The sequence below is a fragment of the Tsuneonella sp. CC-YZS046 genome, assembly GCF_035581365.1.
Lineage (GTDB): Bacteria > Pseudomonadota > Alphaproteobacteria > Sphingomonadales > Sphingomonadaceae > JAWKXU01.
In genome coordinates, this window is the sequence record NZ_CP141590.1 from 1,802,463 (window position 1) to 1,816,486 (window position 14,024).

Sequence of the window (14,024 nt, forward strand, 5' to 3'; positions counted from 1 at the left end):
CGTGAGTGCTCTTTAGCACCTTTTCGGTGCAGCAAAAGGCCCTGGAACGAAATTCAGAGGCCGCTGCGGCCAGCCCTGCCGGACTGCTCTAGCGCGCAAGGATGGTGACGGCGGACAGGCCATCCTCCACCCCGTAGAATCCGCCGGAGTTTTCCGCCACGGCGATCTTCGCGCCTTCGACCTGGCGGGCGCCCGCCTCACCGCGCAGCTGGGTGACCAGCTCATGGATCTGGCCGATGCCGGTCGCCGCCAGCGGATGCCCTTTCGACACGAGGCCGCCGGAAACATTGACCGGAATCCGCCCGCCCAGCGACAATTCACCTCGTTCCGCTGCTGGGCCTGCCTCGCCCGGAGCAACCAGGCCAAGCCCTTCTACCTGGATGATCTCGCCGATCGAGCTGGCATCATGCACTTCGGCCAGATCGAAATCCTCCGGCCCCAGTCCCGCCCGCTCGTAGACGCGGGCAGAAACCAGCCGGGTGACGTGGTGGGGATAATCGTCCGGCGCACGATCCTGTCCGGTGCGGGAATCCGCGGCGACAATGCGGATCGCCCGGCTGGCGCCGAGCTTGCGAATGGTTTCGACGGAGCAGACGATGGCCGCGCTCGCCCCGTCGCTGATCGGCGCGCACATCGGCACGGTCAGCGGCCAGGCGACATTGGGCGCGGCCAGCACTTCCTCGATGGTCAGGGCATTCTGGTATTGCGACAACGGATTGAGCGCCGAATGGGCGTGATCTTTCGCCGCTACGGCAGCGATCTGACGGCGGGTGGTGCCGTATGTCGCCATGTGCAACCGCGCCTGCGCCGCATAGGCTTCCATCAATATGTTCGGGCTCGGCCCTTCGAATTCGGGAGGAACGGGTGCCAGCTTGTCCCGGGTGAGAGCGACGTAGTTCTCCGCCACCTCGATATCGAGGGGCTGCTGGAACACCGCGAACTTCTTGGCGCGATCCTCGCTGTAGAGCTTCTCCACCCCGAGCGCGAGGGCGACATCGCTCTGGCCGGACTGCACCTGGGCGATGGCCGTGTGCAGCCCCATGGTGGAGCTGGCGCAGGCCGCCTCCACCGTCAGCGTGCGCACTCCGCCGATCCCCAGCGGGCGCAGCGCGAACTGGCTGGGGATCGACATCTCGCCGGCGAAGAAGCCCTGCACCACCGTGGCATAGACGGTGCTGTCCACCGCGCTCGCCTCGGTTCCGGCATCCGCCAGCGCGAGCCGAACCGCTTCCTGCGCCAACTCGCTGTGGGTCTTGTCGAGATGGCGGCCGAAGCGCGTCATCCCCACCCCCAGAATATAGGCGTCGCGCATCAGATGGCTCTCCCCGCGCCTTCCCAGAACGGCTTGCGCACTTCCGCGCGCGAGATCTTGCCCGCATTGGTGCGCGGCAGGGCCTCGACCCGCTCCACCCGCTTGGGCGCCTTGATCGGCCCGATCCGCTCCTTCGCGAAGGCGATGACCGCCGCCGCGTCGAACTCCGCGTCGCCGCGTGTCTCGACGAAGGCGATCACTTCCTCGCCCCATTTCTGGTGCGGCACGCCGATCACGGCGCATTGGGCGACCGCCGGATGAGCCAGCAGCGCATCCTCGACTTCGGCCGGATAGATGTTGAAGCCGCCCGAGATAATCATGTCCTTCTTGCGGTCCACTACATAGAACCAGCCGTCCTCGTCGCGAATGCCGATGTCGCCGGTATGGTGCCAGCCGAAGCGGGAGACTTCCTCGGTCGCTTCCGGGTTCTTGTAATAGCCCTTCATCACCAGCGGCCCGCGCACCACGATCTCGCCGCGCTCGCCCGAAGGAAGGATATTGCCCCCGTCGTCCATGATCTCGACGATGGAGAGGAGATTGGGCCGTCCGCAGCTCCCCGGATGAGCCAGCTCGCCGTCCGGCCCGAGATGCTCGTGCGGCGGCATGGCGGTGACGCACATCGGCGCCTCGGTCTGGCCGAAGCTGGCGTTCATCACCGGGCCGAGCACCCGGATCGCCTGCTTGAGCCGCTCCAGCGCCATCGGTGCGCCGGCATAGGAGATATATTCGAGGCTGGAGAGATCGCGCCGCTCCACCCCCGGATGATCCAGCAGCATGTAGACCGCGGTGGGCGGCAGGAACATGTAGGTGACCTTGTGCCGCTCGATCGCGTCGAGCACCGCGCCCGGATCGAACTGCGGCAGCACCACCACCGTTCCGCCCAAGGCCATGCTGGCCAGCGCCAGCGGCCCGGCGGCGTGGGTCATCGGCGCGGCGACGCAGTTAACCGGCGGCACTTTCATCGGCATGGACGCAACCAGGCTGGCGACCAGCGCCTGCCAGTTGCCATTGGAAAGCATCACACCCTTGGAGCGGCCGGTCGTACCGCCGGTATTGGCGAGAAAGGCCAGCTCATCGGGCAAGCCCGCCCGTCGCTGCGGCACTTCGGATGCATCCAGCGCGCGCTCCGCCAGCTCGAAATCGCAGCCGTCCACCGGGCCATCCAGCGCGATGAAGCGCCGGATGCGCGGACATTCGCGGCGCAGCACCGGAACCCTGTCCGCCACCTCCTGCGCCACGAACAGCGTATCGATGTCGAGCAGATCGAACAGATAGGCGTTTTCCATCACGCCCGCGCGATGATTGGCCATCGCCCACACCCCATCGGCGCGCAGGATGCCGAGGATCGCCTCGAACGCGATCACGGCATTGCCGCTGAGCACGGCGGCATGGGCGCCCGGCGCGAAGCCATCAGCGATCAGCATATTGGCGATCCGGCGGGAGCGTTCGCCCACCTCCCTGTAGGTTCGCGTCCCCTCGCCGGAAACCAGGCACGGCCGCCCGGCAGCAATGCGCAACCCCCGGTCGAAGAAATCGATCATGCGCATCGCGGCATTCCTTTCAGCGGCGGATCGTCAGGTCCAGCTCTGCCGAACGGATCTGGACGAAAGGCGTGTTCGCAACCTTCATCAACCGGCTGACCTGCTCCAGTTCCGGCGAGGACAAGGTGGGGTAATCGCGCGCGGGCGGCCCGGACTTGCGCATCGCCTCGATTTCCGAGGCCGGAACGAGAGCCCGCAGGATCAATTCGTCATCGTCATCACCCGTACCATGACGGCGGCGAAGCTCGTCGGCATCCGGCTGCTCCGGCGGGTTGGCGAGGATTTCCCTGGCGCGCGGCGTGCCCATGATGCGGTCCATCACATCGCCGTCGATCGGCGCCACGGGATCACCATAGAACCCGGCGGCATACTGGATCACCTCGTCCGGCACGACGGAATAGCGCTGGCCGGTGACGATGTTCAGCACCGCCATGGTGCCCACGATCTGCGCGAAGGGCGTCGCCATGCCCGGATAGCCGAGTTCGCGGCGCACCTTGGCGACTTCTTCCAGCACGACCGGCAGTTTGTCCTGCATATTCTGATCGGCAAGCTGGGAGCGCAGCGTGCCCATCATGCCACCGGGGATCTGGTGGCGGAGCGCGGTCACGTCATATTCGTAATGCTGGTTGACCAGGAAGCCCGCCGCCTTGCCGACCCGTTCGAAATGGTCGGAGACCTGCTTGAGCTTGGTGGTGTCGATATTATGGGTGTGCCCCATCATCTCGATGTTCTTGGTCATGATCTCGATCGAAGGGATGGACGGCCCATTGGCCATGGAGCGCACCGCCGTGTGCAGCACGGTGACCCCGAATTCGATCGCATCCATATAGCTCTTGGCGGATTGACCCAGCATGTTGTTGGCATGCATTTCGATCGGCTTACCGCGCGACTTGGCGACGATGGCCGGGACCAGCGTGGAAATCCTTTCGCGATCCAGCACCCCGCCCGTATCGTAGAGCAGCAGGCTGTCTACTTCCGGCAGGGCGGAAAGCTTGTCCGCCTTGTCCGCGTAATATTCGTCGGTGTGGACCGGCGAGAGCGTGAACAGCATAGTGCCAGCGATCTGGCAATTATGCCGCTTGGCCACCTTCGCCAGCCGGTGCATCTTGTCGATGTTGAACAGCACGTCATACAGCCAGAAGCTGCGCATGCCGTGGACGCACAGGCGATCCACCCAGATGTCCATCAGCACATCGGGCGTGAACCCGAAAGTGACCGAGCCATTGGACCGGCAACCCGCGCGCAGCGGCGTCTTCGGCATGGATTCCACCAGCATATCCATGCCCGCCCATGGATCTTCGCGGCGGCGCTTGATGAGAACCTCGAACAGGGAGGACCCGCCCAGGCTGATGATCTCATAGCCGGTTTCGTCGATGATCGGGGTCACCGGCAGCGCCATGCCCGCCTGCATCTGCATGCCCCACAGGCTCTGCTGCCCGTCGCGCATGGTTTCATCGAGGAATTTGATATGGGCCATCGGTCTACTCCATCGCCCCGGCAAGGACGGTCTTCTCCAGCCAGCGCGTATGGATGCGGTTGGCCATGAAATCGGGTTGGCTTACGATCTTCGCATGCAGCGGCAGGGTGGTCGGCACACCTTCCACCTCGAACCCGGCGATCGCCTCGCCCAGCTTCGCCACCGCCTCCTCGCGGCTGGCGCCATGGACGATCAGCTTGCCCACCATGCTGTCGTAGTAAGGCGGGATCGTCGCCCCTTCGGTGATATGGCTGTCCAGCCGCACACCCTCGCCCTGCGGCGCTTTCCAGCGGGTGACGGTGCCCGGCACCGGCATGAAATCGCGCTGCCAGTCCTCGGCATTGATCCGGCATTCTATCGCATGGCCCGAGAGCACGACCTGATCCTGCGTCAGGCTCAGCGGGGCGCCGGTGGCGATCCGCAGCTGCTCCTGCACCAGATCGAAGCCGGAGATCATCTCGCTGACCGGGTGCTCCACCTGGATGCGGGCATTCACCTCGATGAAATAGACTTCCTGCCGGGCGACATCATACAGGAACTCGGCCGTTCCGGCGTTGCGGTAATTGACGCTGGCCGCCAGCGCGACCGCGGCTTCATGCAGTTTCGCCCGCAATTGGGCGGACATGGCCGCGCAGGGCGCTTCTTCCACCAGCTTCTGATAGCGCCGCTGCACCGAACAGTCGCGCTCGCCGAAGTGAATGACATGGCCCTTGCCGTCGCCCATCAACTGCACTTCGACGTGGCGCGCTTCCGGCACGAAGCGTTCCATGAACAGCGTGCCGTCATTGAAGGCGGCAAGCGCCTCGGCGCTCGCCTTGGCGAAACCGGCTTCGACTTCCTTCGCGTCATGCGCGATCACCATGCCGCGTCCGCCGCCGCCGGCCGAAGCCTTGAGCAGCACGGGATAGCCGATTTCCGCCGCCGCCCTTACCGCATCCGCCGCGCTGGCGATCTCGCCGGTGCCGGGAACCAACGGCACGCCTGCGGCTTCCGCCATGGCGCGCGCGCGCAGCTTGTCACCCAGCGCGTCGATCACATCGGGGCGCGGGCCGACAAAGGCAATGCCATGTTCCTCGCACAGGCGAGCAAGTTCCGCCCGTTCCGAGAGGAAGCCATATCCGGGATGCAGCAGGTCGCAGCCGGTGGACAGCGCAGCCTGCACGATCAGCCGGGCGTCGAGATAGCTCTTCGCAGCGGGGCCTGGCCCCAGCACCACCGCCCGGTCGGCCTCGCGCGCGGCAAGGCTGCCACGGTCCGCCTCCGACACGCCGATCACCGCTTCCATGCCGAGGGCGTGGGCCGCGCGCACGATGCGCAGGCCGATCTCCCCCCGATTGGCGACGAATACGCGATGGCTCGCCATGGTCAGGCCGGAATCACGACGAACAAGGGCTGGTCGGCCGCGACCATGTCGCCGTCATTGGCAAGCACGGCATGGACAGTGCCGCTGCAACTCGCCCGCACGGCGGTGAACAGCTTCATGACTTCCACCAGGCACATCTCGCTGTCCTGCGCGACTTGCTGGCCGACCTCGACATAGGCAGGCGCACCGGGCTTCGGCGCGCGATAGAACGTGCCCAGATAGGGCGCGCGGACGACCACGGCTCCATCCGGAAAGCTGGCTTCCGGCGCGGGCGCGGCGACAGCCGGGCTTGCGGGCGCCGGCGCGCTGGCGGCAGGCGCCTTTGCCGCCGCCTGCCGCCCCCTTGCGACGGGCGCGGAAACGGAAGGCGGGCCATCCAGGCCGGGCGCATCGGGATCGTTCGAGAGATAGATCTCGAAATCCCCCCGGCGCGCATGAAGCTCGCGCAGGCCGGAAGCCTCGAACTCGGCGATCAATCGTTCAATATCGGAAATCGTATCCTTGCCGGACATTTATCGCCTCCTGCCTTCCACCTCGTCGCGTGACAGACGCAACGGAGCGTCCGCCAGGGCAGCACTATGCTTGCGCTCATCGGCGTAAAGACGCTGCACGGCCTCATTGTCGTCCGCGGCATATTTGATGCTGGTATCGCACAGATGGCGCAGCCCCGGCTCCATCTGCGTGGGCCGGTTCGCGGACGCTCGCCGGTTGTATTCCTCCAGCGAGAGCATTCCTTCGGTCGTGCGATATTCGCCCGTCTTTTCGGGCAGGTGCGAAACGCCCTTGCCGATCGGCGCAAGCCCTTCCCCAAGCTCGGCCCGGTCCAGCACGGAATAGGGAATCTGCGAAATATAGCGCGCGGGCCGGTTGTTGTGCTGCATCATCGCATATTCGTGCAGCTGCTGGCTGGGCAGGCCGACCAGCCCGACCATCTCGCCCAGGAAATCGCGTCCGAACTGGTCGTTCAGCAAGGGACGGAAACGATCGGCGCGGGCATCGATCTTCATCCAGTCCTCGGGATCGTAAACCCCGGCGATATGCGCGAAATCCTTGATGAAGGAGAAATAGACGATCGCGCCCGCATCCATCATCTGGTCGCGGCTCCAGCCTGCCATGCGCTTCCACAGCTGGATGGTCGCTTCCTTGATCTGCTCGTTCAGCGCCTCGAAGGTTGCGGCCAGTTCCTCCGCCGAGCCCATGCCCAGGGGCAGCAGGCCGTCGCTCAGGCAGTCCGAAGTGTAAAGCCCGATGCCCGACAGCGCCTCGCCCGTGAATTCCGGGCGGGATTCGAAGCTGCCCCAATCATCCATCAGGTAGAAATGGCAGCCCGTGGCCTCCATCGTCACGGTGAGATTATTATAAGGGATCAGATCACCAATCCCGTCGAGCCAGGGATAATCGCCGCGCGACAGATCGGTGAATTCGCGGATCACCATCTCGCGGTCGTCGGCCAGCTTGTAAGGCCCGGAATTGTTGAGCGTGCAGCGGCTTTCGCAGGAAACGAGGAAGCCATATTGCGAAACGGCGGCCAGGAACGCCTGGGCTGCGGTATGCAGCCGATCACCCGGCTTGCAGGCGAGCATGTCGGCATGGAAGCGCTGGATGCGCCGCTCCGGCAGGTGCTGCACCCGCTGGCCGAATTCGCGGGCGTTGAGGTGCCCGTCCTCGCGCTGCTGGGCCAGCTTGAAGCGGCGCCAGAAGTCCGTGACATAGGCGACATCCTCGGCGCCGTCTTCCGGGCCGATCACGCCGAAATTGATCAGCATCTCGCGGCCCAGCAGATAGAAGGTGGGCATGGCCCAGCCCGTCACGCTGCCGAACTTGCCGCCGAATGTGCGCGAACGATCGCCGATCTCTTCCGCCCGGATGCGGCTTTCCACCTTCCGCAGCAATTCCGGATAGCGGTAATAGCAGCACAGGTAGGACAGCAGCATGTAGGACGGCACGGGAAACAGTTTCAATTCCTGGACCGTGCGGGTGACGCACAGCCAGTAGGTGTCGTCGCCGATGGTCTGGATCGCATTGTTCGCCTCCAGCAGGCGGACGTAATCTGGCATTTATCGGCTCCGCTTCCTCTCGATTCAGCTCTTGGTCTTCGAACCTTGCGCCGCTGATAGCAGAAGCCAGTACACAGGCAAGAGTGTGCGATCAAAATTGTTCGACGAAAAAGACTGACAAAATTCCGCACCCATGGACAGTGCGCATATGTTTCATCAACTCGCCGCCATCGCCCGCTTTTGCAGCAGATCCATGTAGGCCGGCAACAGCTTTGCAAAGCCTTCGAAGCGCGGGTCCTTTATCCGGCCGGTGCGAAACAGATGCGCGCCGACGGATATGATCGCCGCGACCTTCGCCTGGCCGAGCACGGTGTAACGCGCGGTGTCGACCGCGGTGCGGCCGGTTCGCGCTTCCCATTCCGCGATCATTCGTTCCGCCGACCACCAGCCTGGCAGCTCGTAGCCGGCATCGCCCAGAGAGGCCGGACCCTGATCGTGGAACATCAGGATATAGCCCAGATCCAGCATCGGCTCGCTGATCCGCGCCATTTCCCAATCGAGCAGAGCAGTCAGCCTGCCTTCATGCCACAGGCAGTTTCCATGCTTCGTATCGCCATGCACGGGCGTGGCAGGCCCGGTGGTGCGCGGCGGACGGGCGGACAGATCTTCCAGTATCCCGACAAGCTCCGGCACCGCTTCGCATTCACGCGAGACATTCAGCCAGTAATCCACTTCCTCCTGCACCGTCCGCTCGCCGGGGGGCATATGCTCCACCGGCATATTGTTCAGGCTGGTGAAGGCATCGAACCATTGGCGGCAGACGGAATCCGCCCCCTCGACCGGATCGGCCGCCAGCCAATCCGGAATGGAATATTCGAACGCTTCGCCCGGCAAGGCGCCCATCAGATAGAACTCGTCGCCCAGCACATCCGGATCGGTGCATAACTCCAGCATGGGCGGCATCGGAATGCCGGGCGCATGCGCCGCCACTGCAGACATCACGGCGTGCTGACGGGCCATGTCGTATGGCGGGAGCAAGCCCTCCTCCGACGGCGGCATCCGGAGAATCTCGTTCAGGCCCTCGACGAAATGGGTTTCGTTCGAATGTCCTGCCGAAAGGGTTCGCACCCCGGTGATCCGATTGCCGCGAGGCAGCCAACGGCGCAACCCGTCGGCAAGGCGTTCATTGTCGCGTGCCATGTTACCGCACTCAGACGAGCGAATTTTCTTTGGTCAGCCCCAGTTCCGGATGGGCGCCATGAATGATGGTTTCCATGATCCCGTAACCGACCGCATCGCCTTCCGTGACCTTGATCGGGCAGTCGCGAAGCTGCCTGATGCGCTTGAGCGTCTCGCGGTCCAGCGTATCGTCGAACTTCTCGCCTTCCAGGGTCAGCGGCCCGTGCCACGAGCCATGCTTGCGGCCATCGAAACCCAGATAGAGGCCCGGCCCGAGATGCACGCCTGAGGTTCCGACAACCTCGACATTCACCGTGTGGCTGCCGCCCTGCAGCATGTCGAAATGCACCTGGCCGCCCAGCAGGCGCCGTGTGGCGTCGTCATATCGCAGCTCGGGGCGCACCCGGGCGACCTTCTCCTGCGTTCCGTCGGAACGGTTCAGATAGCCCGACGAGTAGAAGATACGGCCCATGCTGGACATGAAATAGAAGTGATAGGCGTATTTCTCACCATTCGGCTTCTGGAGCATGAACGGGCTCCAGATCAGGACGAATTCGTTCTGGCCGAAATTGGCGTCTCCGAACCCTGCGCGCGGGCGGATGTCAGCGGCATGAGCGCCCACGTCCAGACGCGTGCCCCAGCTGTGGTCGCGATATTCCGTCCACTCATCCGGGCGAACCTCGATCCGCTCGCCCTCGATCTCCACCCAGCCCGACGGCACGCCGATCTGGTGATAGCGAACCACATCCGAACCTACGCGAAAGCCGTCATGCTCGCGCTGGCGATGGCGATCCTCGAAGAAGGGCGGCATCTCGCTGGTAAAGGTGATGTCATAAGAGATCGGCTGGAGGTCGTTCTTTTCCAGCACATAGCGCACCTGGCGGAGCGGCTCGACGATCTCGTAGCGGAGCGGGCCTACCTCGGTCACCGTGGGATCGTCGCGAAGCTCGCGATTGGCGCGAACGGTCCACTGCTCCGCCCCCCGCGATACGGCGCCCCATCCGTCCAGCACGCCGCGATTGTGATAGCGGCCAAGGCCGAAATCGATGGCAAGCCCGCCGTCCTTGCGGACGATCGCTGTCCAGATCTTTTCCGTCCAGCTGTGTTCGGACGTGGAAACCGTGGAGAACGTATCCGCAATCTGATGATTCAGCTGCTCATCCAAAGCGGTGAGCATTCCGATATCTTCCATCGCATTGCGGACGAATTTCAAAGGCTGATTGGATATAGCATTCATTACCGTCTCCCAAACTTTCGGCGTTCCGCTCTGAATACGAGGATGCCTGAGCATCCCTGCGCAGTCAGCCCAAAAGTGATGCTCCCGGCATCCGATTCGTCCTGGCGATTCGTTCTGTCCTCTCAGGCTTAAATGCGTCGGACGATTTCGTCTAGCTATCTTCACGAAAAACAAAAATTCCCATGCGCGCAACGCCCGCGCGAGAAATTTCCGCACCTGTCATTCGGTAAGCCGCCGGACTGCCGGAAGCCTGATTCAGCCTAAACCCGATCGCCTTCAGAAATTGGATCGGGGAAATGCATCTTCGTCAAGTTCCGCCATCGTCCGGCGGGTGCCCGCGAAATGTTCCTTCACGGCCTTGTCGGCCGCCACAGGATCGCGCGCGGCGATTGCCTGGGCTATTCGTTCGTAGCCTTCGAAGTGCAAACGCCTCTGCTTCTCGTTCTGGCGGGTTTCGACCTGGGCACGAAAGAGATCGGCGCGGGGCAAGGGCATCGTTCGCGCCAGCTCATAATTTCCGCCCAGCTCGATCATGATGCCGTAAAAGCGGCGGCGTTCATTGAGATAGTCGCTCCGGCCGCCGGAAGCCTGCGCCACTCCAAGCCTCTTCGCGGCATCCAGCAGGCGGGCATAGTCCTTGTCGGTCGCCCCGCTCTGCGCGGCAAGCCGGGCGCCAAGCCTTGCCAGCGGCTCCAGCGTGTCCAGCAAGTCCAGCACCGCCTTGCGATCCAGCGTGGCGATGTAGGCGCCCCGGAAACGACTGAGATTGACTATGCCGGCCGCGGAGAGATGCTTGAGCGCCTCGCGCAGCGATCCGCGGCTGATGCCAAGGCGAGCGGTCAGTTCCGGTTCGAGCAGATGCTGGCCGGGAACCAGGCGGCCGCTTCTTATGTCCTGCAGAATCGCTTCTGCAACGCGGTCGCTCACACTCGTGCGCTCGCTCGCCTGCCTGGTTGTCGACGCGTTTGCGCCCCCGACTCGCTCGATTTTATTTTTGACCGTCTGTGTCACGTGGCTCCCCGGCGGGCGCGCCTTCAAAAGCATGGATATTCAGGAATCCTCTTTGCGCATAACGGATCGCAAGGTCAACAAGATCGCCTCATCTCACGAAATCGTTCGACATTATTGACTGCGTATTTTTTCGGCCTAGAATGATGCCGGTTCGCTTGGGGGCGGATGGATAACCAGAGCGAGGGAGGCATATCTCCCCAGGCCCCATCGGTTTCGAAAAGCGAACTTGATGAGGGAGGAAACCTGAAATGAGGCAATTGAAAGCGATCACGACGTGCAGTTCGTTGCTGGCGTTGGCGGCATCCGGTTCTGCGTTCGCGCAATCGGCGGAAGGCGGTTCGGCGGGCGAGATCATCGTGACGGCAAACAAGCGCGAGCAGTCGATCAACGACGTGGGCCTGACCATCCAGGCGGCCACGGCCGACACGCTGGCGGATCGCGGCATCAAGGACGTGGGCGACCTGAGCAAGCTGGTGCCGGGCTTCATCGCCACCGCATCGACCTTCGCGACCCCTGTCTACACCCTGCGCGGCATCGGCCTGTACGACGCCACCATCGGCGCGGCGCCGGCCGTGGCGATCTACACCGACGAAATTTCCCGCAACTTCCCGATCATGTCGGATGGCCTCAACCTCGACATCGAGCGCGTCGAAGTGCTGAAGGGACCGCAGGGCACCCTGTTCGGGCAAAGCTCCACCGGCGGCGCCATCAACTATATCGTGGCCAAGCCGACCGATACCTTCCAGGCGGGCGCCGACGCTTCCTACGAGCGTTTCAACCGGGCCGAAATCTCCGGCTTCATCAGCGGCCCGCTGTCCGACACCCTGCGCGGCCGTCTTGCGCTGAAAGGCATTTCCGGCGGCGCCTGGCAGTATAATCTGGCCAAGGCCCAGCTGGCCAATTCGACGGAGAAGAACGGCGACGAGCGCAAGATCGTCGGGCGCGCCTCGCTGGACTGGACGCCCTCCGACACGATCCGCATCCAGACGACCTTCACCGCCGGGCGTGATCGGTCCGACACCCAGGCGCCGCATTACGACGGCTCGTTCTACAATATCTACAGCGACGCCGCGCTGGCGGCCGCCAATGCCGATCCGGCGACGGCCAACCCCTATGGCTATGTCGACAATGCGCTGTATGCCGCGCTCACCACTCCGGGCGATCCCGGCTACCTGCCGACATTCCTCGACTTCCAGAACCGGGCGGTCACCCGGCTGAACGGGGTCAGCCCCCTGCTCGCCTTCGACAATTCGGCATGGTCGCAGTTCGACATGCAGGAATCGACCCAGTTCATCTTGGGAACGCCCATCGTCAACAACGCGCGGGCGGCATCCTGGTCGCCGGGCTTCATGCGCGGCAGCAGGGATTCCTACTGGCAGGGCACCTTGCGCGCCGACATCGACCTGACGGACGCCATCACCCTGACCTCGCTCACTTCCTATGCGAAGAAGAAGACCAATCGCACGGTCGAACTGGATGGGACCGGGTCCACATCCTACGATATTATCGCCTATGGGGATATCAAGGCGTTCAATCAGGAACTGCGCCTGGCCGGCAAGACCGACCGGCTCAACTGGATCATCGGCGCCAATTACGACCACCTGAAAACCACGGACAACAACACCTATTTCCTGTACAGCTTTCTCGGAAACGATCCCTTCGGTTGGGCTGCCACGGGGATCGGTCCGGTGCAGGACACGCTGAACCTGTTCAACTCCAAGACGAAGACCTACGCCTTCTTCGGCAACGCGGAATTCGAGGTCGTCGACAACCTCACGCTCAGCGGCGGCTTTCGCTATACCAAGAACAAGCAGAGCGGCACCTACGCCTATGTCGATCCGCCGGCAGACGACCTGTTCTCCAACTGGTACGGCGGGAACTCGGTCTTCCAGGCTATCTGCGGCTGTGTAATCAACCCGGGTGAAGTGTTCGTCCTCGGCGATGGCAGCCCGGAATATCCCGCATTCACCCCGGTCATAAACCCGGTCACCAAAAAGCTGACCGAGGACAACTGGTCCTGGCGCGTCGGCCTCAACTACAAGTTCGACAATGGCGGCCTCATCTATGCGACGGTCAGCCAGGGCTACAAGGCCGGCGTGTTCTCCAACATCGGCGCTTCGGTCATCTCGCAATATGTGCCGGCGACGCAGGAAAAGCTGATCTCCTATGAAGGCGGCTTCAAGATGCCGTTCGCCGATGGCAGACTGCGCCTGAACGCCTCGGCCTTCTATTACGACTACAGCGACAAGCAGGTTCGCGCCAAAGTCCTGGATCAGATCTGGGGCCTGCTCGAACGCCTGGTCAATGTGCCCAAGTCGGAAGTCTACGGGATCGAAGGGGAATTGTTCGCGGAGCCGGTCGATGGCCTGACGCTGTCGGCAAGCGCGACCTATCTGGACAGCAAGGTCACAGAAACCTTCACCCAGCTCGTCACCGACACCGACACTTTCCCGGTATTCAACAACCAGGGCTGGACCGGCGAGTTCAAGGGTTCCCAGCTGCCCTATACGCCGCACTTCATGGGCAATGCCGACATCCAGTACGAATGGGACATGGGCAACCTCCGGCCCTTCGTAGGCGGCACCATAGTCTATCAGGGCAAGTCCAACGCGACCTTCAAGAACGACATCCTGCGCGCCGACTTCTTCGAGATCCCGGCCTTTGAAACGGTCGACCTGCGCGCGGGCCTGAGCGGCAATGACGGCCAGTGGAAACTCACCGTCTATGGCCGCAACGTCTTCAACAAATACTACCTGACCTCGCCGACCTATTATGGCGACGCCCGCTGGAGCATGGCCGGTCGCCCGGCCGTCTACGGCGCATCCTTCTCCTTCCGTTACTGAACCAACTCACAAGTTACCTCCCTAAGGGCGGCGAAACCTATTCGTCGCCCTCTTTTTTGGGGTT

The 14,024-nt window shown here is 63.2% G+C and carries 10 protein-coding genes; 1 reads left to right on the plus strand and 9 read right to left on the minus strand.

Annotated elements, in window-relative coordinates; all coding sequences use genetic code 11:
- Nucleotides 1–88 precede the first annotated feature (88 nt).
- From U8326_RS08940 to U8326_RS08980, 9 genes are all read right to left on the minus strand, one after another.
- Nucleotides 89–1,312, minus strand: a complete 1,224-nt coding sequence (locus tag U8326_RS08940; RefSeq protein WP_324739818.1) for a thiolase family protein — start codon at nt 1,310–1,312, stop codon at nt 89–91.
- Complete coding sequence (locus U8326_RS08945) at nt 1,312–2,859, minus strand: class I adenylate-forming enzyme family protein (protein WP_324739819.1); 1,548 nt, start codon at nt 2,857–2,859, stop codon at nt 1,312–1,314. The genes U8326_RS08940 and U8326_RS08945 overlap by 1 nt, the downstream gene beginning before the upstream one ends.
- A 13-nt stretch (nt 2,860–2,872) precedes the next feature.
- Entirely contained in the window at nt 2,873–4,330 is a 1,458-nt protein-coding gene (locus U8326_RS08950; protein WP_324739820.1) for a pyruvate carboxylase, read from the minus strand.
- A 4-nt stretch (nt 4,331–4,334) separates the two neighbouring features.
- Complete coding sequence (locus U8326_RS08955) at nt 4,335–5,693, minus strand: acetyl-CoA carboxylase biotin carboxylase subunit (RefSeq protein WP_324739821.1); 1,359 nt, start codon at nt 5,691–5,693, stop codon at nt 4,335–4,337.
- A gap of 2 nt (nt 5,694–5,695) precedes the next feature.
- A complete protein-coding gene (locus tag U8326_RS08960; protein WP_324739822.1) occupies nt 5,696–6,205 on the minus strand; it encodes an acetyl-CoA carboxylase biotin carboxyl carrier protein in 510 nt (169 codons plus the stop codon).
- A complete protein-coding gene (locus U8326_RS08965; RefSeq protein WP_324739823.1) occupies nt 6,206–7,750 on the minus strand; it encodes a hypothetical protein in 1,545 nt (514 codons plus the stop codon). It lies immediately after the preceding gene.
- Nucleotides 7,751–7,906: 156 nt separating this feature from the next.
- Nucleotides 7,907–8,890 carry a phosphotransferase family protein gene (locus U8326_RS08970; protein ID WP_324739824.1) on the minus strand — a complete coding sequence of 328 codons (984 nt, stop codon included), beginning with the start codon at nt 8,888–8,890 and terminating at the stop codon, nt 7,907–7,909.
- 10 nt (nt 8,891–8,900) lie between these two features.
- Nucleotides 8,901–10,046, minus strand: a complete 1,146-nt coding sequence (locus U8326_RS08975; protein ID WP_324739825.1) for a hypothetical protein — start codon at nt 10,044–10,046, stop codon at nt 8,901–8,903.
- 336 nt (nt 10,047–10,382) lie between these two features.
- The gene (locus tag U8326_RS08980; RefSeq protein ID WP_324739827.1) at nt 10,383–11,033 is read right to left on the minus strand and encodes a GntR family transcriptional regulator; all 651 of its coding nucleotides are present in this window, start codon (nt 11,031–11,033) and stop codon (nt 10,383–10,385) included.
- A 332-nt stretch (nt 11,034–11,365) separates the two neighbouring features.
- Here U8326_RS08980 and U8326_RS08985 point away from each other — a divergent pair, with 332 nt between their 5' ends.
- Nucleotides 11,366–13,960, plus strand: coding sequence for a TonB-dependent receptor (locus U8326_RS08985; RefSeq protein WP_324739828.1), 2,595 nt, complete (start codon nt 11,366–11,368; stop codon nt 13,958–13,960).
- The last annotated feature ends 64 nt before the right edge of the window (nt 13,961–14,024 follow it).